Annotated in this window: 11 protein-coding genes and 2 pseudogenes; 8 read left to right on the top strand and 5 right to left on the bottom strand. The window is 73.1% G+C overall.

What is annotated here, in order from left to right; translation table 11 throughout:
* Positions 1-170: 170 nt before the first annotated feature.
* Positions 171-1,160 (bottom strand): LuxR C-terminal-related transcriptional regulator, encoded by a 990-nt coding sequence (locus tag ACF1AK_RS00230; RefSeq protein WP_391496528.1) that lies wholly within the window; start codon positions 1,158-1,160, stop codon positions 171-173.
* Positions 1,161-1,551: 391 nt separating this feature from the next.
* On the opposite strand from ACF1AK_RS00230, the gene ACF1AK_RS00235 reads away from it, so the two are divergent.
* The 3 genes from ACF1AK_RS00235 to ACF1AK_RS00245 all read left to right on the top strand — a co-directional run bounded on the left by ACF1AK_RS00235 (position 1,552) and on the right by ACF1AK_RS00245 (position 8,545).
* On the top strand, positions 1,552-1,791 hold the full coding sequence (locus ACF1AK_RS00235; RefSeq protein ID WP_391496529.1) for a hypothetical protein: 240 nt from the start codon (positions 1,552-1,554) through the stop codon (positions 1,789-1,791).
* Between the two features lie 7 nt (positions 1,792-1,798).
* A complete protein-coding gene (locus ACF1AK_RS00240) occupies positions 1,799-2,071 on the top strand; it encodes a hypothetical protein (protein ID WP_391496530.1) in 273 nt (90 codons plus the stop codon).
* Positions 2,072-2,311: 240 nt separating this feature from the next.
* Positions 2,312-8,545 carry a DNRLRE domain-containing protein gene (locus ACF1AK_RS00245; RefSeq protein WP_391496531.1) on the top strand — a complete coding sequence of 2,078 codons (6,234 nt, stop codon included), beginning with the start codon at positions 2,312-2,314 and terminating at the stop codon, positions 8,543-8,545.
* A 110-nt stretch (positions 8,546-8,655) separates the two neighbouring features.
* On the opposite strand, the gene ACF1AK_RS00250 is transcribed toward ACF1AK_RS00245, so the two are convergent.
* On the bottom strand, positions 8,656-9,756 hold the full coding sequence (locus tag ACF1AK_RS00250) for a HoxN/HupN/NixA family nickel/cobalt transporter (protein ID WP_391496532.1): 1,101 nt from the start codon (positions 9,754-9,756) through the stop codon (positions 8,656-8,658).
* 197 nt (positions 9,757-9,953) lie between these two features.
* Here ACF1AK_RS00250 and ACF1AK_RS00255 point away from each other — a divergent pair, with 197 nt between their 5' ends.
* Entirely contained in the window at positions 9,954-10,895 is a 942-nt protein-coding gene (locus tag ACF1AK_RS00255; protein WP_391496533.1) for a hydrolase, read from the top strand.
* Positions 10,896-11,056: 161 nt separating this feature from the next.
* A complete protein-coding gene (locus ACF1AK_RS00260) occupies positions 11,057-12,949 on the top strand; it encodes a CocE/NonD family hydrolase (protein WP_391496534.1) in 1,893 nt (630 codons plus the stop codon).
* Between the two features lie 570 nt (positions 12,950-13,519).
* Here the strand turns inward: ACF1AK_RS00260 and ACF1AK_RS00265 are convergent.
* The 3 genes and pseudogenes from ACF1AK_RS00265 to ACF1AK_RS00275 form a co-directional block, all read right to left on the bottom strand.
* Positions 13,520-14,242 (bottom strand): annotated as a pseudogene (locus ACF1AK_RS00265) (putative Ig domain-containing protein); the annotation flags it as partial.
* A gap of 210 nt (positions 14,243-14,452) precedes the next feature.
* A pseudogene (locus ACF1AK_RS00270) lies at positions 14,453-15,073 on the bottom strand (serine protease); the annotation flags it as partial.
* 646 nt (positions 15,074-15,719) lie between these two features.
* The gene (locus ACF1AK_RS00275; RefSeq protein ID WP_391496535.1) at positions 15,720-16,529 is read right to left on the bottom strand and encodes a hypothetical protein; all 810 of its coding nucleotides are present in this window, start codon (positions 16,527-16,529) and stop codon (positions 15,720-15,722) included.
* A 213-nt stretch (positions 16,530-16,742) separates the two neighbouring features.
* On the opposite strand from ACF1AK_RS00275, the gene ACF1AK_RS00280 reads away from it, so the two are divergent.
* Genes ACF1AK_RS00280 through ACF1AK_RS00290 form a run of 3 tightly spaced genes read left to right on the top strand, consistent with a single transcriptional unit; the run spans position 16,743 to position 24,123 of the window.
* A complete protein-coding gene (locus ACF1AK_RS00280; protein ID WP_391496536.1) occupies positions 16,743-18,212 on the top strand; it encodes a hypothetical protein in 1,470 nt (489 codons plus the stop codon).
* On the top strand, positions 18,209-23,329 hold the full coding sequence (locus tag ACF1AK_RS00285) for a tetratricopeptide repeat protein (RefSeq protein WP_391496537.1): 5,121 nt from the start codon (positions 18,209-18,211) through the stop codon (positions 23,327-23,329). The genes ACF1AK_RS00280 and ACF1AK_RS00285 overlap by 4 nt, the downstream gene beginning before the upstream one ends.
* Positions 23,326-24,123 carry a CHAT domain-containing protein gene (locus ACF1AK_RS00290; RefSeq protein WP_391496538.1) on the top strand — a complete coding sequence of 266 codons (798 nt, stop codon included), beginning with the start codon at positions 23,326-23,328 and terminating at the stop codon, positions 24,121-24,123. The genes ACF1AK_RS00285 and ACF1AK_RS00290 overlap by 4 nt, the downstream gene beginning before the upstream one ends.
* Positions 24,124-24,133: the final 10 nt, after the last annotated feature.

Here is a 24,133-nt window from a genome sequence, read left to right on the forward strand (position 1 = left end):
CGGGCGCACCGCGCGCCCCGCCCCGCTACCCGCGTAGAAAGCCGTGCGGAAGCCCGGGAAGGCCCCCCGCAGCGCCCAAAGATACGCGCGTAGAAAATGACCGGACAAGAGTCCGGAAGTGAACTTCTCCGTTACGTCCGGCGATCGCCGCCCCGAGGCCGTGACGGCCGCTACAGCCAGCCCCGCTGAGCCGCCTTCAGGCCCGCCTCGAAGCGGCTCGCCGCCTCCAGACGCTCCATCAGCGCGGCCATCTGCCGCCGCACGGTGCGCACCGAGACGCCCAGCCGCTTGGCCGCCGCGTCGTCGGTCAGCCCGGTGGACAGCAGCCGCAGCAGCTCCCGCTCGCCGGGGCTGAGGCCGGTGGCGGTGTCCTCGGGGCGGGGGTCCCCGCCGAGCGGGACGGCCGTCTCCCAGGTCCGCTCGAACAGCGCGACCAGCGAGGCGACGATCCCGGGCTCCTCGGTGCACAGCGCGCCGGCCCGGGTGTTCTCCGGGTCGATCGGCACCACGGCGGTGGTGCCGTCGAAGACCAGCATCCGCGGCGGCAGCACCGGGGAGGTGCGCACCCGGCCGCCCAGCGAGGTCATCCACTGCGTGTAGGCGAAGGTCTCCGGGTCGTTGCGGACGCTGTCCTGGTAGATGGTGCGCAGGCTGATGCCGCGCCGCAGGGCGTCCTCGTCGAGCGGGCGGGAGGCGGCCAGGCTGGCCGCGGACTGCGCGCCGCCGGGCATCACGCCCAGGCACTCGGTGGTCAGCCGGGCGGTCAGCACCTCCAGCTTGGACTGGATGGCGTCGAGGCCGACCAGCCGCTCGCCGCCGTCGACCAGGGTGGCCGAGCGGAGCGCGGCGTACTCCGCGACGGCGCGCGCCACGGCGGCCTTGGAGACGGCCAGCTCCTGCTGACGGCGCGCCAGCTCCTCCTCCTGGCGGCGCAGCAGCAGTTCGAGGCCGCGCTCCGGGCTGACCGGCCACAGGGCACCCGGGCGCTCCCGCGAGGCACGCAGCAGGGTGAGGTCGGCGAGGCGGTCCAGGGCCGCCCGGACGGCGGGTTCGGGGAGGGCCAGCCGTTCACAGAGTTCGGCCACTCCACCTTCCGGATCCGCGAGCATCTCGCGGTACACGGCTTCCGCGGTGGTGTCCAGGCCCAGCAGTTCCAGCACGTCAACGACCCCTGATCGTCACAACATCGCCTTCGAGCGAATGAATTCCCGTCCGGTCCGCCGACCCCCGATCCTTCCTCCGGCCGTCCCGCCGCCACAAGACGCGATCCGGTCACCCGGGCAGAACCGGACCATCCGGTCTGTTCTGCGGACGCCTCCGGGCGGCCCGCGCCAGCCCCCGGTTGCCGTCCAGGGGTTGCAGCATGCTGCCTGGCCGGATGCTGCAACCCGTCCGCCCTCCCGCGGCGGGCCCGGCGCCGGGAGTATTCACTCAGCGCGCCACGCACCACCGGCACCACCGCTCACCACACCCTGAACCACGCCCTGAACCACGCTCCGCCGCACGCCCCGAACCACGCCCTGAACCACTGTGCACAGAACAGGAACCGCCGTGCCGAAGTCCGTCCGGCTGCTCGCCGTCGCCGCTCTCGCACTCGCCCTCGCCACCGCCGCCGCCCCCGCCCTCTCCGCCCCGCAGGCCGCCCCGGCCGCCGTCACCCTCGCCGCGACCGCCCCCGCCGCCGGGCCGGGGATCGGCTGGGACGGGCCCGGCATCGGCTGGGACGCCCCGGGCGCCCGGATCATCGGCTGGGACGTCCCGGCCGGCGGCCCCGGCATCGGCTGGGACTGACCGTTCGGTGTTCGCCGTCCACCTGACCCTCCTGGACGTCTCGGCCGAGCCGACGGGCGAGGCCGGACCCGCCGACGTCCAGGACACCCTGTGGGCGCGCGCCGTTCCGGGCGACGGCCTGGAACACGTGCGCGCCTGCGCCCTCCCGGGGGGCGTCGGCCTGGTGCTGTACGTCCGCGCGCCCGACCGGGAGGCGGCCGAGCTGAGGGCGTACGCCCTGCTCGACCGGGCGCTGGCGGAGGGTCCGGCGCGCCGCTACGCGGTGGCGGCTCCGCCGTAGGCCGCGGGTCCCGTGCCGGACACTTCCTGATCTTCCGTCCGGTTTTCGGACGGTTGCTTTCTCTCGCAAATTTGGCCGATTCATGCCCATGGCTTGGACCGGCCGCTTTACTGACATGCGCATGTCCATAAGCAGGCCCCGCCGAGCCCGGTCCCCCCGGGCCGACGCGGCCTGCCCGCACGGGCCCGCGCGCGTCGCCGTCGAACAGAACCACCTCCATCAAGACCGTCGAGGAGTTCCATGTCCCACCCGACCGGCACACCGCCCCGGCCCCGCGCCGGGGACACCGTGCCAGCCGTCCCCGCCCCACGCCGCCGCAACGGCGTGCTGCGCAACACCGCGGTCGCCCTCACCGTGGTGCTCGCCGCCGAAGCCGCCGTCGTCGCCCTGACGAGCGGCCAGTCCTTCGCCGTCGGCTCCGACCGGACCGCCGCCGCCAGGACCGCCCCCGCGCTCGGCGCCGCCGAGGCCGCCGACATCGCCTCCGCCCACCTCAAGGCCCGGCTGGAGAACCGCCGGATCGAGGTGGTCGGCGAGCGCACCGAGTCCACCACCACCTGGATCAACCCGGACGGCACCACCACCCTGGACATGGCCACCGGCCCGGTCCGGTACAAGGACAAGTCCGGCAAGCTCCAGCCGATCGACGTGACCCTGGCCCAGCAGCCCGACGGTTCCGTCAAGGCCAAGGGCCACCCGCTCGGCCTCTCGCTGGCCGGCGCCACCCCGGCCGCCGCCGCGTCCAAGTTCAAGGCGGCCGGCGCCCCGGCCGGCGACCAGCAGGCTCCGGCCGTCCCGCTGGTCTCGCTGGACAACGGCGACGGCACCACCATGTCGCTGTCCTGGCGGGGCACCCTGCCGGCCCCCAAGGTGGACGGCACCAAGGCCCGCTACGAGAACGCGCTCACCGCGACCGACCTCGTCATCGAGTCCACCCGGACCGGCTTCGAGCAGTTCCTGGAGCTCAAGAACCGCTCGGCGGTCGGCGCCAACGGCACCGTCACGATGACCCTGGACGCGGCCGGCCTGCAGGCCCGCCACAACGCGGACAACTCGGTCTCCTTCCTCGACCCGAAGACCGGCGAGGAGAAGGGCCAGCTGCCCGCCCCGGTGATGTGGGACGCCCAGGTCGACGAGCGCAGCGGGGACCACACCCGCACCGCCCCGGTCGCCCTGAAGGTCACCCAGAACGGCAACGCCGTCGACCTCACGCTGACCCCGGACGCGGCGTTCCTCAACGACCCGAAGACCCAGTACCCGGTCACCATCGACCCGGCGGTCAACATCGGCGTCGGCTTCGACACCTTCGTCCAGGAGGGCTACGGCACCGACGTCTCCTCCCAGACCGAGCTGAAGCTGGGCAACAACGGCTCCAGCCAGGTGGCCCGCTCCTTCCTGCAGTTCCCGATGGCCGCCATCAGCGGCAAGCAGGTCACCGCCGCCAAGCTCAACCTCTGGGAGTTCCACTCCTGGTCCTGCACGGCCAAGAGCTGGGAGGTCTGGGACACCGGCACGGCGACCACCGCCTCCCGCTGGACGGCCCAGCCCGGCTGGAACCGCAAGTGGGCCACCAGCACCGCGACCAAGGGCTACTCCAGCGCCTGCGCCGCCGGCTGGACCAACACCGACATCACCTCGCTGGTGCAGGCCTGGGCCGGCAACGGCAACGCCAACAACACGCTGGGCATCCGGGCCACCGACGAGAGCGACCCGTACGGCTGGAAGAAGTTCAACTCCGGCAACGCGGCCTCCAACACGCCCTACCTGTCGGTGACCTACAACACCGCGCCGGCCGTCTCCACCCTGATCTCCCCGGCGAACGCCGCGCTCACCGGCGACTCCACGCCGACCCTGTCGGCCAAGGCGACCGACCCGGACGGCGGCAACATCGCGCTGGACTTCGAGGTCTGGGCGGCCAACGGCACCGCCGCGCTGCAGTCCGGCCGCACCGCCATGGCGGCCTCCGGCTCCACCTTCACCTGGACCCCGGGCACCGCCCTGCCGGCCGGCGCCTACAAGTGGCGCTCCCGGTCCTGGGACGGCAGCGTCAACAGCGCCTGGTCCGGCTACCGCACCTTCACGGTGGACACCACCGCCCCGGCCACCACCGCCGTCTCCTCCGGCGACTTCCCGGCCGGCCAGTGGGCCGGCACCCCGGACGCCTCCGGCAACTTCACCGGCACCTTCACCTTCACCCCGCCCACCAGCGACGTGAAGGACATCCAGTACCGGCTGGACGGCGGCGCCTGGGTGACCGTCGCGACCACCGGCACGCCGGTGAGCGCGGCGCTCACCTTCAAGGGCGGCCAGCACACCGTCACCGCGCACACCCGCGACGCGGCCGGCAACGTCTCCGCGGACACCGGCTACGTGTTCAACGCGGGCAAGGGCGCGGCCCTCACCTCGCCCGGCGCCGGCGAGCGCGCGGCCCGCCGCACCACGCTGGCCGCCGAGGGCCAGAGCACCGCGAGCGGCGTGCGCTACCAGTACCGCCGCGGCGAGACGGCCGCCTGGACCGACATCCCGGTCGCCAACGTCACCACCGCCACCGGCGGCGCCGTCACCGCCTGGCCGTTCGCGGTCACCGGCGGCAAGCCCGCGCCGCTGACCTGGAACATCACCGACACCCTGGCCACCGACGGCCCGGTCGACGTCCGCGCGGTCTTCACCGTGGGCACCGGCACCGACGCCTCGGAGCCGAACACCCTCACCGTCGACCGCAACGGCGGCAACGCGCCGGACGCCGAGGTCGGCCCGGGCCGGGTCAACACCCTCACCGGTGACTACACCCTCACCGCGACCGACGCCTCCGCGTTCGGCCTGAGCACCGGCCGCACCTTCTCCTCCCGGCACCCCGAGAACGGCGCCGCGCAGGAGGGCCAGGCGGCCATCTTCGGCCCGCAGTGGAGCGCCGGCACCATGGCCGAGCTCACCTCCTCGGACTGGGCGTACATCCGGCAGACCTCGGCCACCTCGGTGTCCATCGTCGACGCCGGCGGCCGGGAGACCGGCTTCACCGCCACCACCGGCGGCGGCTGGAAGCCCGAGCCCGGCGCGGAGACGCTCACCCTCACCGGCGCGCTCACCGGCTCCTTCACCCTGAAGAACACCAACGGCGCCACCACGACCTTCGCCAAGGTCGACCCGGCCGCCACCACCTGGCAGGTCACCACCTCCTCGACGGCCACCGACAACTCCACCACCACCGTGGTCTCGGAGAAGGTCGTGGTCGGCGGCAGGACCCTGGCCCGCCCGAAGTTCGTCGTCGCGCCGACCACGGCCGTCGCCAACTCCACCTGCGCCTCCAACCCCGCCGCCAACGGCTGCCGGGTCCTGGAGTACGTCTACGCCGACGCCACCACCGCCACCACCGCCGCGCTCGGCGACGTGGCCGGCCAGGTGAAGCAGGTCCGCCTCTGGTCCAACGTCCCGGGTGCCACCGCGGCCACCCCGGTCGCCGTCGCCGAGTACCGCTACGACGACATGACCCGCCTGCGCGAGGAGTGGGACCCGCGGATCAGCCCCGCGCTGAAGACCGCCTACACCTACGACGCGGCCGGCCGGGTCATCACCCTGACCCCGCCCGGCGAGCTCGCCTGGACCTTCACCTACGGCAAGGCCGGCAACGCCGCCACCGCCGGTGAGGGCATGCTGCTGGCGGCCTCCCGGCCGTCCCTCCAGCAGGGCAGCGCCGACGTGGTGAACGGCACCGCCGCCACCAACCTCGTCTACGACGTGCCGCTGAGCGGCGCCAACGCCCCGTACAAGCTGGGCACCGCGGACGTCGCCGCGTGGGGCCAGACCAACGCCCCCACCGACGCCACCGCGATCTTCCCCGCCGACGCTCCGCCGGCCAGCCACGACGGCCGGCTGCTCGGCTCGGGCGACTTCGCCAAGGCGTCGATCACCTACACCAACGCCTCCGGCCGCGAGGTCAACACCGCCTCCACGGGCGGCGTCACCACCACCGAGTACGACGCCTTCGGCAACGCGGTCCGCAAGCTGAGCGCGGAGAACCGGGCCCTGGCCCTGTCCACCTCCGCCGAGGGCCTGGCCAAGCTGCGCGCGCTCGGCCTCGACAAGGCGAGCACCGCCGACCGCGCCCAGGCGCTGTCCACCCTGACCGTCTACTCGGCGGACGGCGAGCGGCAGACCGACGAGTTCAGCCCGCTGCACGTGGTCACCCTGGAGCGCGACCTGGCCGCCTCCGGCGCCAGCCCGGCCCGCCCGGCCGGCGACGAGGTCCCGGCCCGGACGCACACCGCCACCACCTACGACGAGGGCCGTCCGGCCGACGCCGCGGTGAGCAACGAGCCCACCACGGCCACCATCGGCGCACGGATCGACGGCTACGCCGCCGACGCCGACGTCCGCACCACCACCACCGCCTACGACTGGGCCAAGGGCCTGGCCACCCAGACCACCGAGGACCCGGCGGGCCTGAAGCTCACCAAGACCGTCGCGTACGACACCCAGGGCCGGGCCGTGAAGACCTCCCTGCCCAAGTCGAACGGCACCGACGTCGGCACCACCGTCACCACCTACTGGTCGGCCACCGGCACCGGTGCCTGCGCCGCCCGCCCGGAGTGGGCCGACCTGCCCTGCTCCACCGGCCCGGCCGCCGCGGCGACCGACGCCGGCGCCAACCCGGCGGAGACCCCCACCAGCACCACCGAGTACGACCGCTACGGCCGCCCGGCCGTGGTCCGGGAGACCGCCAACGGCGTCACCCGCACCACCACCACGACCACCGACGCGGCCGGCCGCACCACCAAGGTCGCGGTGACCGGCGGCACCGGCACCGCCGTGCCGGACACCACCACCGTCTACGACGCGGCCACCGGCCGGATCGTCAGCACCACCAACGGCACCGCCACCGTGCGCACGGTGTTCGACAAGCTCGGCCGCGTCATCGGCTACGACGACGGCGCCGGCAGCGTCACCACCACCGAGTACGACGTGGCCGACCGCCCGGTCAAGCACAGCGACTCGGCGCCGTCCACCACCACCCTGGCCTACGACGGCTACGGCCGGACGCAGTCGCTCACCGACTCGGTGGCCGGCACCATGACCGCCGAGTACGACTCCGAGGGCAAGCTCACCAAGCAGACCCTGCCCGGCGGCTACGTCCTGACCAACAGCTACGACACCCAGGGCACCCTCACCGGCAAGGTGTACACCGCCGCCGACGGCACCGTCGTCCTGGCCGACTACGCCGACTTCACCGTCCACGGCCAGCAGGCCGGGCACGCGCTGACCGCCGGTGCCAGCACCGAGTCGGCCTTCGGCTACGACGCCTCCGGCCGCCTCACCAAGGCCGCCGACAAGGCCCTCGACGGCTGCACCACCCGCGCCTACGCGTTCGACAAGAACAGCAACCGGACCGCGCTGACCACCACCAAGGAGGACTGCGACCCGGCCACCGTCGACTCCACCAGCAGCACGGTGGGCTCGCAGTACGACGCGGCCGACCGTCTGAAGGGCGCCGTCTACGACGCCTTCGGCCGCACCACCACCCACCCCAAGGGCGCCCAGTTCGGCTACTACGCCAACGACCTGGTCCGCACCGAGACCTCGGGCACCCAGCGCAACACCTGGGCGCTGGACGCGGCCGGCCGCCTGGCCTCCCGCACCACCGAGACCCAGGCCGCCGACGGCACCTGGAGCACCACGGCCACCAGCCTGAACCACTACGGCTGCTCCTGCGACAGCCCCAGCTGGTCCAAGGCCGGCAACGGCGCGGTCGCCCGCAGCGTGACCGACCTCAGCGGCACGCTGGGCGCGATCACCGGCGCCACCGACGGCACCGTCCTGCAGCTCACCAACCTGCACGGTGACGTGTCCGTCCAGCTCCCGCTGGACCCGGCGCAGGCGCTGAGCGTGCGCGCCTTCGACGAGTACGGCGTCAGCCTCGGCGAGCCGGTCACCGGCTACGGCTGGATCGGCGGCGAGCAGCGCGACTCCTCCACCGCCACCGGCGTCGTCCTGATGGGCTCGCGGCTGTACGACCCGGCCCTCGGCCGGTTCCTGCAGGCCGACCCGGTCCCGGGCGGCAACGCCAACGCCTACACCTACCCGACCGACCCGGTGAACTCCTTCGACCTGGACGGGCGCTGGAGCTGGTCCAAGACCCGCTACTACTCCTGGGGCCGCCTCTGGGCGCACCTGGAGGCGCACCTCGGCTGGCGCGGACTGCGGTACAAGGCGCAGCTCACCTTCTACTTCAACCGCGCGTACACCGGGAAGATCGGCCGCAACGCCCACTACATCTACGGCCCGATCTGGGTCGGCGTGGGACTGCTCGGTCCGATCGGCGCGGGCTTCGCCCTGGCGGCGGGCGCCTACTCCGGCTACGTCCAGCACATGGCCTCGAAGGCGTACTACCACCACCGGTGCCTGGCGATCGCCATCGGCGCGGTCGGCTGGAACGGCCTGTCCGCCCCGGGCGTGCGGTCCTGGACGTACGGCTGCTGATCCGGACACCCGGCCAAAGCACCCCGCCGAGGCCGAAGGACCCCGCAGAGAAGGAGGCCCGCCCGACCACCAGGTCGGGCGGGCCTCCCGCGTGCGGTTCCCCGGCGGCGCTACTCCGCCTTCTCGGCCGCGGCGGTGAGCCCGGCCGACCACTTCTCCTCGACGTTGCCGAACTTCCAGTAGGCGATCGCCGCCGCCCAGGTCAGCACGAAGAGGCCGACGATGGCGTAGCCGACCAGGTCGAGGTTCAGCTCGCCGATCCAGGCGACCGGCCCGCTGGTGATGTCGAGCTTCTCGCCGAGCAGCCCGATCAGCTCGATCGAGCCGATGACCAGAGCGACCAGCACCGACAGGCCGGTGACGGTCAGGTTGTAGTAGATCTTGCGGACCGGCTTGGAGAACGCCCACTCGTAGGCGAAGTTCATGAACGAGCCGTCGATGGTGTCCAGCAGGCTCATGCCCGCGGCGAACAGGATCGGCAGCACCAGCAGCGCGTACCAGGGCAGCTGGAACGCCGCCGCGCCGCCGGCCAGCACCAGCAGCGAGACCTCGGTGGCGGTGTCGAAGCCCAGGCCGAACAGCAGGCCGACCGGGTACATGTGCCAGGGCTTGGTGACAGCCTTGGTCACCCGGCCGAGGATGCGGTTCATGAAGCCGCGCTTCTCCAGCTGGGCCTCCAGCTCCGCCTCGTCGAACTCGCCCTCGCGCATCCGGCGGAACACCTTGAGGATGCCGTTGAAGGCGCCCAGGTTGATCAGGCCGAGGGCGAGCAGGAAGGTCCCGGAGACGGTGACGCCGATCAGGCCGGTGGTCTCGTGCAGGGTGGAGTCGTCGGACTCGATCTGGCCGGCCAGCGAACGGATGCCGAAGGCGAGCAGCGCGCAGAGGCCGAAGACGATCGACGAGTGGCCCAGCGAGAACCAGAAGCCGACCGACAGCGGCCGCTTGCCCTGGCCCATCAGCTTGCGGGTGGTGTTGTCGATGGCGGCGATGTGGTCGGCGTCGAAGGCGTGCCGCATGCCGAGGGTGTACGCGGTGAGGCCCATACCGGCGCCGAACACCTGGCCGCCGACGTCGTAGTGCTCGGGCGCGACGAGCGCGAGCAGGGTGAACCAGCCGATCACGTGCAGGGCGAGGATGAAGCCGCCCATGCCTGCGAGGCGGATCCACTCCTCACGGGTGAGCCGGTCGCGCCAGCGGGGGCCGGTCATCGGGGGTCCTTTCATGAGGCCGTCGGGGCTCCGCGGGTTCCGTTCCGGCCCTCGGAGCTGGGCCATCTTTCCTTCTCGTCCCGATTAGTTGCAAGTCATGCGCAATTACGAACTGGTCACCGGATGGCGGACGAACGGAGGATGATGGGAGTACCGGCCTCACCTCCCGCGCGCTCGTCACTCGGGAGGTACCGCTCATGTCCCGCCTGCGCACGGCCGCCGCGCTCCTCGCGACGGCCTTAGTCACCGTCGGTCTCGCGACGACCGGCGGCCCCGGGTTCCCCGGCGCCGTCGCCCCCGCCGCCGCCACCACGACCCATCGGGTGCTGTTCGACAACAGCAAGGCCGAGACGGCCGGCAACGCCGACTGGATCGTCTCCAAGGTCCAGCCCGACCCCCTGGGCGAGAACGCCCACCCCACCACCGACAAGAACTGGACCGGCGCGCTCTCCTCCTGGGGCATCGCCCTCCAGCAGACCGGCCAGTACAGCCTGAAGACCCTGCCGCCGGGCGGCACGTTCACCTTCGGCACCGGCGCCCCGCTGGACCTGGCCAACTTCGACACCGTCGTGATCCCCGAGCCGAACATCAGGTTCACCCCGGACGAGAAGGCCGCCCTGATGCACTTCGTGCAGAACGGTGGCGGGCTGTTCCTGATCTCCGACCACACGATGAGCGACCGCAACAACGACGGCATCGACTCGCCCGCGATCATCAACGACCTGTTCACGGACAACGGCGTCGACAACAGCGACCCCTTCGGGTTCAGCGTCGACCTGACGAAGATCCACGCCGAGAACCCGCGCGCCGTCGACGACCCGGCCGACCCGGTGCTGCACGGCCCGTTCGGCACCGTCACCGGCTCGATCATCCGCGACGGCACCACGATGACCCTGCACCCCGCCGACAACCCGGCGGTCAAGGGCATCGTCTACCGGCCCGGCTCCTCCGGGGACACCGGCGCCTTCTTCGTCACCAGCACCTTCGGCAACGGCCGGATCGCCGCCTGGGGCGACAGCTCGCCCCCCGAGGACGGCACCGGGCAGCCGAACAACGCGCTGCACGACGGCTGGAACGACCCGGCCGGCACCGACGCCGCCCTCGCGCTCAACGCCACCGCCTGGCTGAGCAAGGCCTGACGGCCCTCCCGCCCCCGCACCGCCTTCCCGCGCGCCCGGCCGGCCCTCGCCGGGCGCGCGCCCGCTTCCTCCCCTACTGTCGGAATGATCCGCACCGATCCGCACGATCCGCGCCGATCGACGCTGATCCGCACCGACGACCGGGACCCGATGGAGCGGCCATGCCCTCGTACCCCTACCGCACCACCCGCGAGGACCTGCGCGTCCCCCTCCCCGACGGCACCGAGCTGGGCGCCCGCCTGTGGCGCCCGGTGACCGACGAGCCCGTCCCCGTCGTGCTGGAGTACTCCACCGACCGCCTCACCGACTGGACCGCCACCGACGACGCCCGCCGCCACCCCTGGATCGCCGGCCACGGGCATGCCGCCGTCCGGGTCGACGCCCGCGGCCACGGCAACTCCGGCGGCGTCCCGTCCCTCTCCTCCGGCTCCTCCGGTTCCTCCGCCCCCGGCGGCCTCGCCGCCGACGGTGCCGAGGTCGTCCGGTGGCTCGCCGCCCGGCCCTGGTGCAGCGGCCGGGTCGGCCTGCTCGGCACCGGCGCCGCCGGGGAGACCGCCCTGCACCTGGCCGCCCTCGCACCGGACGCCGTCCACGCGGCGGTCGTCGTCTGCCCCGACGGCCCGCACCGCCGCGGCGGCGCCGCCCTCGCCGCCGACGGCCACACCCGCGCCACCGACCGGCTCGCCGACGCGGCCCGCCCGCCGGACCCGCGGTACGTCGGCGACGACTGGCGGGCGATGTGGCTGGCCCGGCTCGACGCCCTCGAACCCCCGCTCGCCGACTGGCTCGCCGCCGCCCCTGCCCCCGCGCCGGTCGCCGCCGTCCCCACCCTGGCCGTCGCGGGTTGGTCGGACCCGTCGGCCGGCACCGTCCTCGCCCTCGCCGCCGCCGGATCCGGCCCCGCCGCCGGGCCCGCCGTCCGCGCCGTGCTCGGCCCCTGGCCGCACGGCCTGCCCGACGAGATCCTCCCCGAGGCGCTGCGCTGGTACGACCACTGGCTGCGCGACATCGACGCCGGCGCCCTCGCCGCCCCCGCCCTGCGCAGCTGGCGCACCGACCACTGGTGCGGCGACGACCCCTGGCCCTCCCCCGCGATCCGCGAGGTCCACTACGGGCTCGACGGCCCGCTGCGCACCGCCGGCACCGCCTCCGGGGACCGCTGGGTGCACGTCCGCTCGCCGCAGCACACCGGTCTCGACGCCGGCGCCCCCGTCCCGCTCGGCCGCCCCGCCGACCAACCGCCCGACCAGCGCGAGGAGGACGGCCGCTCGGTCTGCTTCGACTCCCGGCCGCTGCCCGAACCCCTGGACCCGCTCGGCACCCCGACGCTGGCCCTGCACCTGCACACGGCCGCCGGTCCCGCCCTGGTCGCCGCCCGCCTCTGCGCCGTCGCCCCCGACGGCACCTCCACCCTGCTCACCCGCGGCGTCCGCGCCCTGACCGCACCCGGCGGCCCCTTCGACGCCACCGTCGAGTTCGCCCCGACCGGCGCCGCCGTCCCGACCGGCCACCGCCTGCGGCTCGCCCTCTCCTCCACCTACTGGCCGTGGATCTGGCCCGGCCCCGAACCGGCCGGCTTCGCCCTCGACCCCTCCCGCTCCACCCTCACCCTCCCCGTCCGCCGCCCCGCCCCCGACACCGGCGACCTCACCTTCCGCTCCCCCACCCTGCCCCTCCCGCCCCCGCTCCAGCTCACCGAACCGCTCACCGCCCACCCCGAGCGCGTCACCGTCCACGACATCGGCCGCCGGGAATGGCGCACCGAACTCTCCCCGGCCACCGACGGCACCCGCACCCACCCCGACGGCCTGGTCCGCGCCGAACAGACCGTCACCGCCTACCGCGTGCTCACCGCCACCCCCCTCAGCGCCCGCGCCCGCACCGACCGCACCGTCCGCCTCGAACGCCCCGCCGCCGGCTGGGACACCACCGTCCACACCCGCACCGAGATCCGCTGCGACCCCACCCACCTCCTCGCCCACACCCAGGTACGGGCGGAGGAGGCGGGCAACGTCGTCTTCACCCGCGAATGGCGCCACCGCATCCCCCGCTGAGCCGCCCGGCCCGGGCCGGACGGGCCCCCGCCGCGCGCGCCGCCGGCCCGCGGGGTGCGGTCACCTCCTCCAGTCCGGCGCCAGGAGGACGGCCTTGAGCCGGTCCACCGAGAGCGCGGGCTCACCGGGCCGGAAGTCGTAGCCGTTCTCGCCGTTCCACTCGTGGAGCTGCACGCTCCGGCCGTCCGGGTATACACCTGCGCCGTCCGGTGCAGCAGCGGGTCGACGGCGGTCTTGCCGTTGCCGAACCGGTTGGTCACGACGAGCGTGCCGTCGGCCGGCTGCCCGTCCGTGACCCGCTCGCTGCTGCTGCGCCGCCGCCGGTGCGAGCGAGATGCGCGTCACCCCCGGTGAGGAGGAACGCCGTCCGCAGCAACTGGCGCCCCCGCGACGCCACGAAGGCCGGAAAGCCGGGCGGTGATTCGCCCGGCTCGGCCACCACTAGGTGCTCCATGCTCCTGTAACGCGGTCACCCGGTGGTCTTGTGGCACGCAGCGTACCGGGGCCGCCCGGCGCAGGGCCGGGCGGCCGACGGGCGATGGGCGATGGGCCGGGTCGACCGGCGCCGGGTCAGCTCGTGGCGATCGAGGTGTCGTCGATGACGAAGCTGGTCTGCAGCGAGGCGTCCTCGACGCCGGTGAACTTGAGGGTCACCGACTGGCCCGCGTAGGCCGAGAGGTCGAAGGTCCGCAGCTGGTAGCCGGCGGCCGCGTCGGCGTTGGAGTAGGTCTTCAGCGTGGTGCCGTTGACCTGGACCGTCAGCTTGTCGTACGCGGTGGTGCCGGACTCACCGGTGTCGATGTGCAGGTAGAAGCTCAGCGTCGCCTTGCAGCCGGCCGGGACGGAGACCGTCTGGGACAGCGTGTCGGTGTGGGTCGAGCCGTAGCCGTTCAGCCAGGCCTTCCACGAACCGCCGTGCGCGGCCTGCGAGGACGAGTTGTCGACCACGCCGCTCGACTGCGTCCACGGCGCCGCCGTGCCCGTCTCGAAGCCCGCGTTGCCCAGCAGCTGCGCCGGGGTGCAGGTGCCGCCACCGCCGCCGGTGACCGTCCAGCTGAAGCTGGTGCTGCCCGTCCTGGCGGCCGCGTCCTTGGCGGTGACGGTCACGTTGTAGGTGCCCGCCGTGGTCGCGGTGCCGCTGATGACGCCGGTGGAGGCGTTGATGGAGAGCCCGGCCGGAAGACCGGTCGCCGAGTAGGTGTACGGCGTCGAGCCGCCGCTCGCCTGGATCTGGAGGTTCGCCGAGCCGCCCACCGCCGTCGACTGGCCGCCCGGGTTCACGACCGAGACGGAGCCGCTGCCCGCGGGCTTCGTCAGCAGGCAGCCGCTGACGTTGAGGTCGATCACGCGGCCGGTGCCCAGGCAGGTGGTGAACCAGTAGGTCTCCTGGCCGTAGCTCTGCCCCTGGTGCGCGGTGGTGGTGCCGTCGGCCGCCACCTCGCACGGGTTGTTGAGCGTGCACATCTGGCCGTCGTCGTTGCCGGTGTTGTTGATGCCGACGACCTTCTTCGTCGCGGCGTCGACGATCGGCGAGCCCGAGGTGCCGTGGGTGGTGTTGCAGCCGGCGCTGTAGCGGAGGGAGTCGCGCCAGGTCCACGCGTCCTCGCGCAGGGTGGCGACGAAGCCGTTGACGGAGCAGTTCCAGGTCTGCTTCCAGTACGAGGACGGTATGAACATCGCCGAACCGTCGACCGGGTGCGTGTCGCTGATGGTCAGCGCCGTCGCGCCGAACTTGGAGGTGATCGACCCGAAGGTGTCGGTGAGCTGGTAGAGCGCGACGTCGGTGCCGGTCATCGTGGCGTAGAGGATCTTGTCGGCCGTCACGGTGCCGAGGGAGCCGCCCGAAGCGTTGAGCAGGGTGCCGCTGCGGCTGGCGGCCTGGTTCTGGATGACCTGGCCGGCGGAGGGCATGGTCGGCAGGCAGTGGCCGTTGGTGAGCATGAGGGCCCGGTCGGCGTCGACCGAGGAGGGGTAACGCACCAGCGAGGCGGAGCAGTTGCTCAGCGCGATGGTGGACGTCAGGTCACCGGCCTGCACCGCCTGCGCGGGCGCGACCGCCACGGAGGTCAAGACCCCGGCGATGACGGCGCTCGCGGCGGACGCGGCGGCAAGTCTCTTGAACATGGCTCTCCTTGTGGGGGATGCGGGGCGTACGACCGGTTGCGGACGCCCGCGCCGCACGAAAGTGCCATGAACACTTCACATGGTCAACCGTGCCGGCAGAAGTCGCACGGGAGAATTCGTCCGGGCCGGGCCGGGCCGGGCAACGGCGCCGGAGGCGGCGGAGTTGGCCCGCCGTCACCTCGACCGGCGGCGACGGACACGCGGACATGGCTTCAGCACCGGGAACTCCGGTACGCGTGGGGGCGGCCCCCCGGGCCGGGCAGAACCGGACGCATGAACGGCGGCCCCAGGCACCTCGGGACCGTCGCCGCGCCCTCCGGGGTGCTCGCGTCCGGGACGGCGACGTGGCCGGACCACTCGCCGGAGGCCGGGCGGCCGTCGTCCGCCGGGCGGGAGGCGCCGGTCGGCGGCTGCCCCGTGCCCGGATCCGGCCGGTGCCGGGGCGGCCGCGCCGTCCGGCCCCACGGTGAGCGGAACCGGGGCCGGGTGCACCCCTTCACCCTCGGTCGTGGTGCGGACGGCGGGACGGTGCTGCGGCGGAGCATCCCGGAGCGGGACGAGAAGAAGGGCCCCCGGCCCCCGCGATCCCTGCGCCCCCCATGATCCCGGCGCCCCCTGCGCCCCCGCGACCCCTGCGGCCCCGGCCTCAGCGGAGGGCGAGGACGGGGCGGGCGGAGAGGTCGTCGGTGCAGTAGTCGCCGTCCTCGTCGAAGACCATGGCGGCGAGGTCCGGATGCCGGTTGGCCGTGGCGAGCGGCAGCCAGGCGAGGACCGTGCCGTAACCGCCGCAGACCGACTCGCCGCCGTCGCCGCCGTAGATCACCCCGGGCTCGCTGGTGATCTCCGAACGGTAGGTGTCGTGCGCGATGCGCAGGCCGAAGGCGTTCGGCCCGCCCTGCGGGCCGAGGCCTTCACCGTACGGGAGGCGGTCGAGCGGGCACTCGTCGCCCCAGCGGAACAGGGTCTGCGCACCGGCGCCGCAGCCGTGCTCCCACTCGTCGGGGGTGGGCAGGCGCAGGCCCTCGCGGGCAAGGACGGCCGGCATGTCGGCGGGCTCCTCCTCCAGCGGCTCGCCCTCGACGGCCATCAGCAGCGTCGGCACGGTCACGGTCCGGCGCGGGCTGAGCACCCGGGCGAGGTGGGCGTGCAGGTCCCCGTCGCCGAAGCCCTGACTGACGCTCTCCTCCCGGTAGCTGGCGAGGAGTTCGGCGGAGGGCTGCCAACTCGCCGCGTCGAACCCGACGGTGACCCGCCCGCCCGGTATCAGCGCGAACATCCGCTCGCCGCGCTCGACCAGGACCCGGTGCAGCGGTGCCCCCAGGTGCTCGACCTCCTCGACGCGGTCGAGACGCCCGCCCACCGTGCCCGCGACCTGGGCGGCGAGACGGCTGGCGGCGGCGCGGTCGAGACGGCGCCAGGCGGCGAAGGTGAGGGTGGCGAGCGGTTCAGGAGCCATGCCGGGAGTGTGGCACGGGCCACTGACAATTGCCGGGCAAGAGGCCCGCGACAGTCCGATCGGGCGTCAACCGGCGTCCCGTGGAAGCCCGCAGCGCCGTCGGCGTCCCCCCGCGGGAGGCGATTTTGCCCGATGAGCCGGACGCCGGCCCCGCCGTTCTGGTAGGCAGGGCCGGGAATCGACCGAGCGCGGTGGCGAACCAGGGTGGGCACAATGCGGCAGGAACCGATCGACGACCTGGTGGTCGTCATTCCCGGCATCACCGGAAGCCGGCTGGCGGTGGACGGCAAGGAGGTGTGGGGCCCCTCCCCCGGGGCGCTGGGCCGGGGCCTCGCCACCTTCCTCGGCTCCGTCCGGGCCCTGCGCCTGCCGACGGACCTCGGTGACGACCACCCCGGCGACGGCGTCGTCCCCACCGGGCTCGTCCCCTCCCTGCACGCCGTCCCGGGCGTGCGCCCGGTGGTCGACGGCTACAGCGACCTGATCGGCTGGCTGGAACGCACCTTCACCCTGCGCCGTGCCCTGCCCGGCAGCCGGCCCGGCCCGCCGGACCGGCCCGGCGCACCCGAAGTCCCGGTGAACCTCGTCGAGTTCGCCTACGACTGGCGGCTCTCCTGCCGCTACAACGCCCGCCTCCTGGCCGTCCGCGTCGACGAGGCGCTCGGCCGCTGGCGGGCCACCGCCCCGCACCGGGCCGAGGCGAAGGTCCGGCTGATCTGCCACTCGATGGGCGGGCTGGTGGCCCGCTACTGGGTGGAGTGCCTCGGCGGCGCCGAGATCACCCGGCAGCTCATCACCCTCGGTACGCCGCACCGGGGTTCGATCGGCGCGCTGGAGTCGCTGGTCAACGGGCACCGGATCGGCCTGGGCCCGGTGGCCGCCGACCTGACCGCCTTCAGCCGCAGTCTGCCCTCCCTCCACCAGCTCATCCCCGACTACGCCTGCGTCGAGACCCCCGGCGGTCTGCGTCACCCCCGTGAACTGGCCACCGCGCTGGAGGGCGTCGACCCCCGCCTGCTCGCGGACGCCGGACGCTTCCACGGCGACATCCGCGACGCCGCCGTCGAGCGGGTCCGGCGGGGCGGGTCGGACCGCCTCTGCCTGCCCGTGATCGGAGTCCGCCAGCCCACGCCCACCACGGCCGCCGTGACGGGTGACGGGCTGCTGCGGCTGATCGAGACCATCGAGGGCAAGGACGAGGGCGGCGACGGCCGGGTGGCGAGGTTCGCCGCCTACCCGGCCGAGGTCGCCCTCGACGACCCCACGGCCGCCCGCTCCTCCTTCGCCAACCACGGGGCGATCAAGGGCCACGCCGGGGTCCGCGAGGACCTCTACGACTGGCTCGCCCCGGCCCCCGCCGTCTACCGCGGCTCGCTGCCCGCCCACCCGCTGGGCGTGCGCGTCCCCGAGTACGGGCTCGCCGGGCAGCCGCTGCGCGTCGAGGCGGTGGCCGACGGCACCGGCCGGCCGGGGGCGGCCGCGCTCGCCGTCCGGGCCACCGTCCGGGCCGAGAACGGGGACGTCGTCGTGGAGCGTCTGCTGAGCAACGTCGGTGGCGGCCGGTACGAGCGCGCCTTCGACGGCCTCGGCCCGGGCGTGTACGCCGTTTCCGTCCACGCCAAGCAGGACAGCGCCGACACGGCGGTGACCGCGCTGACCCTCATCCTCGAAGGTGACGCATGACCGACGACCCGAGCACCGCCGGCCCGGACACTGCCGCCGACCCGGGCACCGCCGACGCGCCGACGCCGAACCCGCGCGGCACGTTTCTGGCGGTCGTCTTCGACGAGTACCGCGACGCGGCCTACCGCCCGATCCCGGGCGCGGTCGAGCAGGTCGGCGAACTCGCCGCCTGCCTGGCCGAGTTCGGCTTCCAGCCGACCATCGTGCCCAACCCCGCGCAGGGCGCCCTGATCGACGGGCTGGACCTGTGGTCGGACACCTGGTCGGAGGGTGGTGGCGGCGGCTCCGCGGTGATCGCGTGGTCCGGTCACGCCGAGACCGGCAACCGCGGCGACCTCCAGCTCATCACCCACGCCACACCGAGGGGCCTCGGCAACCAGGACCGGTTCTACTCCCCCGAACGCCTCACCAGCCAGGCCCTGACCAGCCACGCCGACCAGATCCTCATCCTCCTCGACACCTGCCACTCCGGCGCCGGCGCCGTCCCCGCCCTCGACCACGCGCTCGCGGCGTGGGAGGACCGCACCCTGCCCGAACCGCGCACCGCCTGGCTCGGCGTCCTCGCCGCCTGCCAGGCGCAGGAACGGGCCGAGGGGGCGCGCGGGCTGCTCCTGGAGACCGTGCTCGAACTCCTGAGGAACGGGCCGCAGGACAGCGTCTACCGCCACGAGTGGAGCGTGCGCAACGCCGGAATCACCGGGGAGACGCTCGCCCTCGCCGTCCTGGCGGAGGACTGGCCGGACGGCGGCCAGCAGCCGGTGCGGGCCTCCGTGGGCCACCCCCAGCCGATGTTCCGGAACCCCCGATGGCAGCGGAAGTCCCGCGAGGCCCTCGTCGAACACCTCGTGCTGGCCGCCCGGGGCAGCAGTCCCGCCAAGGAGGGCTGTTTCTTCACCGGCCGACGCCGGGCCCTGCGGCAGATCACCGACCGGCTCGCCACCGACACCGCCGGGATGCTGCTGGTGACCGGCAGCGCGGGCGTCGGCAAGTCCGCCGTCGTCGGACGCATCGCGGCCCTGTCCGACGCGGACGAACGCGCCGCGCTCCTGGCACACGCTCCCCTCGGGGAGGACGACCCCGACCCCGGCCGGGGCAGCGTCGACGCCGCCGTCCACCTGCGCGGCATGGACGTCCAGACGCTCGCCGAGGCCCTGGCCAGGCAGCTCGACCTTCCCGTGCCGAAGACCCCGGCCGACCTGATCGCCCAGCTCGAACGCACCGAGACCGGCCACGGGCGCCGGCACGTGCTGGTCCTGGACGGCCTGGACGAGGCGTCGCCGGGGCAGGCGACGGCGATCGCCGAGCAACTCCTCGTCCCGCTCAGCCGGCTGTGCGCCGTGCTGCTGGCCTCACGCGACCGCCCGTTCCAGCCCCACCTGGACCAGGGCGAGACGCTCGATTCGGCCCTCACCCGCATGGTCGGCACGTCCGTGGTGACCCTCGACCTCGACGAGGAGCACGACACCGCGACGGACATCACCGCCTACGTCCACCACCGGCTCCGGTCCGACGGCATCGCCGAGGAAACCGCCGCCGAGATCGCCTCGGCGCTGGCGGCACGGGCCGGGGCCGGGGGCGGCGGGTTCCTCTTCGCCCGCATCGTCGCCTCCCACCTGGCCCGCTTCCTCGCCGGCGATCCCGGACGACCCTGGCAGGATCAGATCCCCCTCGGCATCACGGGCGCCCTCGACCTCGACCTGGCCGATGTCGTTCCCGGCGACGACCGTCCGGGTACCGCCGGCGACCTGCTGGCGGCACTGGCGTGGGCAGCCGGCAACGGCATGCCCGCTCGCGGTGTCTGGCAGGCGGCGGCCCGGGCGGTCGGCGGCCGCGAGACGGACTACGGGCCGGACGACATCGACTGGCTGCTCCAGCACTACGGGCGCTACATCGTCGAGGACAGCGACGGGTTGCAGGCCGTCTACCGTCTCTACCACCGCGAACTCGTCACCCACCTGCGTTCCTCCGCGCCCCGCCCGGGCGCGGACCCGGCCCCCCTCGCCATCGTGCGGGCCCTCGTCGATCTCACCCTCGACCAGACGGCAGGTGGCACCAATCCCCGCCAGGCCAATGTCTACCTGCGGCGGCACCTGACCGAGCACGCCGTCGCGGCCGACGGCCCGGGCATCACCGCCCTCCGGCCGCTCGCCGAGGCCAACCCCGACGCCTACCTCCCCGACCTCGCCAGCGCCCTCAACAACCTCGCCATCCAGCTGGCGGACGTGGGACGACACCAAGAAGCCCTCGCCCCGGCGCAAGAAGCCACCACCACCTACCGCGCACTCACCCGAACCAACCCCGACGCCCACCTCCCCGACCTCGCCATGGCCCTCAACAACCTCGCCATCCAGCTGGCGGAAGTGGGCCGACACCAAGAAGCCCTCTCCCCGGCGCAAGAAGCCACCACCACCTACCGCGCACTCACCCGAACCAACCCCGACGCCTACCTCCCCAACCTCGCCGGCGCCCTCAACACCCTTGCCAACCGACTCTCCGACGTGGGCCGACGCCAAGAAGCCCTCTCCCCGGCGCAAGAAGCCACCACCACCTACCGCGCACTCACCCGAACCAACCCCGACGCCTACCTCCCCGACCTCGCCATGGCCCTCAACACCCTTGCCAACCGACTCTCCGAGGTGGGCCGACGCCAAGAAGCCGTGGCCCCGGCCCAAGAAGCCGTCCAACTACGCCGCGCACTCGCCCGAACCAACCCCGACGCCTACCTCCCCAAGCTCGCCATTGCCCTCAACAACCTCTCCATCCAGCTGGCGGAAGTGGGCCGACACCAAGAAGCCCTCGCCCCGGTCCAAGAAGCCACCACCACCTACCGCGCACTCACCCGAACCAACCCCGACGCCTACCTCCCCAACCTCGCCGGCGCCCTCAACAACCTCGCCAACCGACTCTCCGACATGGGCCGACACCAAGAAGCCCTCGCTTCAGCCCAAGAAGCCACCACCACCTACCGCGCACTCGCCCACACCAACCCCGACGCCTACCTGCCCGACCTCGCCATGGCTCTCAACAACCTCGCCATCCAGCTGGCGGAAGTGGGCCGACGCCAAGAAGCCCTCGCCCCGGCCCAGGAAGCCGCCACCACCTACCGCGCACTCGCCCACACCAACCCCGACGCCCACCTCCCCGACCTCGCCATGGCCCTCAGCACCCTCGCCAACCGGCTCTCCGACGTGGGCCGACGCCAAGAAGCCCTCGCCTCAGCCCAAGAAGCCACCACCACCTACCGCACACTCACCCGAACCAACCCCGCCGCCTACCTCCCCAACCTCGCCACGGCCCTCAACAACCTCGCCATCCAACTGGCGGACGCGGGCCGACACCAAGAAGCCCTCGCCTCAGCCCAGGAAGCCACCACCACCTACCGCGCACTCGCCCACACCAACCCCGACGCCTACCTCCCCGACCTCGCCAGCGCCCTCGACAACCTCGGCGTCCGGCTCTCCGAGATGGGCCGACGCCAAGAAGCCCTCGCCCCGGCCCAGGAAGCCGCCACCGCCTACCGCGCACTCGCCCACACCAACCCCGACGCCTACCTCCCCAACCTGGCCGGCACCCTCAACAACCTCGCCATCCAACTGGCGGACGCGGGCCGACACCAAGAAGCCCTCGCCCCGGCCCAAGAAGCCACCACCACCTACCGCACACTCACCCGAACCAACCCCGACGCCTACCTCCCCAACCTCGCCGGCACCCTCAACAACCTCGCCATCCAACTGGCGAACGCGGGCCGACACCAAGAAGCCCTCGCCTCAGCCCAAGAAGCCACCACCACCTACCGCACACTCACCCGAACCAACCCCGACGCCTACCTCCCCAACCTCGCCGGCACCCTCAACAACCTCGCCAACCGACTCTCCGAGGTGGGCCTGCACCAAGAAGCCCTCGCCTCAGTCCAAGAAGCCACCACCACCTACCGCACGCTCGCCCACACCGACCCCGACGCCCACCTCCCTGACCTCGCCAGCACCCTCGACAACCTCGCCGGCCTGCTGTCCGAGATGGGCCGACACCAAGAAGCGCTCCAGAGCTACGGGGAAATCATCGCCGCATGGCCCGGTCCGTCGTGGGCGACCGCCGAGATCGCTCTCCACCGAGCGCTGTTCCTTCTGAAGATCGGCGATACGGACAGCGGCATCGGAGCGCTTTTCGAGCTACTCGCCCCGGGGACCTCTGCCAACGGTAGGACAACCTTCCAAGTACGCCGGAGCCTTCGGGAAGTTGCCACGTCCGAGCCGGCCGCCTTCCGCCTTCACCTGAGCGATCACACGGACCCCGCAACGCTCACCTGGCTCAGGGTCACGGACACAGATCTCCGGCTGACAGCCGAGTGGATCAACACGAAGAGCTGGGCCGAGTCCCGCGACTTCGTTGCGTCGCACCCCGATCTCCTCAGCACCCCGGCCCGATGTGCACTTCAGGAGTGGGCGCTACTGGACATCCGCCCTGCCGAACTCCACCTCGCGCTACTGGACCAGCTCCAGGCCGGTGTCGCACTGGAGACGGTCTACCGTCCGCTCGTACTCCCGGAGATCCTCACCACATGGATCGAGGCGGGAGCCGAGGACGACGGCTGGGCATCCTCGGCGACGTATCTGGCCGATCATGCGACCGACCTGCTCGCCCCCGACGCGGATGCAGCCCTCACCGACCTCGGCAGCGGCAGCCCCGAAGACGTCCACCCCCTCATCACCCTCCACCGGGCGATCCTGGCGATGAGTGTCGCCGACGGCATCGAGCCCGCCTACACCCTCCTGACGGACCGCCACCTTCTCAACACTCGCATCCAACGCGCACTTGGAGCCGCTGACACCACCGCACTCAATTGGCTCGCGCTCATCGAGAAAGTCATGTACGGCGCCGTCTGGAGCGCTACGGTGCACCTGTTGGCGGCCCACGCCGTCGACGACGACGCCACCGGCCCCTCGCCGGCCGAGGCCCTCCGGGCCGCCGCCCAGGACACGGAACCCGACATGGACGACCGCAACCGAGCCATCGCCGAGATCGCGAACCTGATGAGCGTCCACCCCACCCGGGCCGCCGCGCTCGGCGAACTCCTCCAGGCCGTCCTCGCCCCACCGGCGCAGGCTCCTGAGCGGTGACCGATCCGAAGCCGACCCGCATCCTGATGCTGTCCGCGGTCGCCGTCCGGCTCGGCGGCCCGGACACCGGGGAGGAGCAACGGCAGGTCACTCAGACCCTCCGTGCGGCCCGCTTCCGGGACGGGATCAGGCTGGAGACCGGCCAGGCCCTGCAGGGCAAGGACATCCTCGGCCACCTGCTGCACCACAATCCGAACGTGCTCCACCTCTCCGGGCACGCGGACGAGTCCGGCCTTCGTGTCCTCACCCCGGCCGGCGGTGACGCGCCCATGGCGACCAAGGGACTCGCCAACCTCCTGGCCGAGGTCGGCAAGGAGGTGCGCCTCGCGTTCCTCAACGCCTGTGCCACCGGGGCCGTCGCCCGGGAGCTGGCCGAGGTCGTCGGCTGCGCCATCGGGCACCCCGCAAAGGTGCGTGACGACATGGCCATCATGTTCGCCGACCACTTCTACCAGTGCATCGGCACCGGCATGACCGTGGGACCGTCCTTCCGCGCCGCGCAGGCAGCGCTGGGGATGTACGTCACCGACGAGGCCTCGCTACCCGTGCTGCACCACCGGGCCGACGTGAACCCGGACGCCCTCCACCTGTTGCACCCGGCCTTCATGCCACCGCCCTCCGCACCCGGCCGCGCCCCCGACGCCACCGCCTTCCTCGCGCGGCGGGCCGGGGCGAAGCAGTTCATCGCCCTGGTGACCGGCTCGGCGGAGTCCGAGGCCGAACTGCGGGCCGAGTTCATCGAGAAGAACGTCGACATCCTCTGGATCCGCGAGGACGGCACCACGGACGGCTGACCCCTCCCGC

The sequence above is a fragment of the Kitasatospora sp. NPDC015120 genome (assembly GCF_043080305.1).
Lineage (GTDB): Bacteria > Actinomycetota > Actinomycetes > Streptomycetales > Streptomycetaceae > Kitasatospora.

Coding starts and splice junctions, on each gene's coding strand:
- ACF1AK_RS00260 (WP_391496534.1), top strand. CDS start 11,057: ATGCCCTCGTACCCCTACCGCACCACCCGCGAGGACCTGCGCGTCCCC.
- ACF1AK_RS00280 (WP_391496536.1), top strand. CDS start 16,743: ATGCGGCAGGAACCGATCGACGACCTGGTGGTCGTCATTCCCGGCATC.
- ACF1AK_RS00250 (WP_391496532.1), bottom strand. CDS start 9,756: ATGACCGGCCCCCGCTGGCGCGACCGGCTCACCCGTGAGGAGTGGATC.
- ACF1AK_RS00255 (WP_391496533.1), top strand. CDS start 9,954: ATGTCCCGCCTGCGCACGGCCGCCGCGCTCCTCGCGACGGCCTTAGTC.
- ACF1AK_RS00275 (WP_391496535.1), bottom strand. CDS start 16,529: ATGGCTCCTGAACCGCTCGCCACCCTCACCTTCGCCGCCTGGCGCCGT.
- ACF1AK_RS00245 (WP_391496531.1), top strand. CDS start 2,312: ATGTCCCACCCGACCGGCACACCGCCCCGGCCCCGCGCCGGGGACACC.
- ACF1AK_RS00285 (WP_391496537.1), top strand. CDS start 18,209: ATGACCGACGACCCGAGCACCGCCGGCCCGGACACTGCCGCCGACCCG.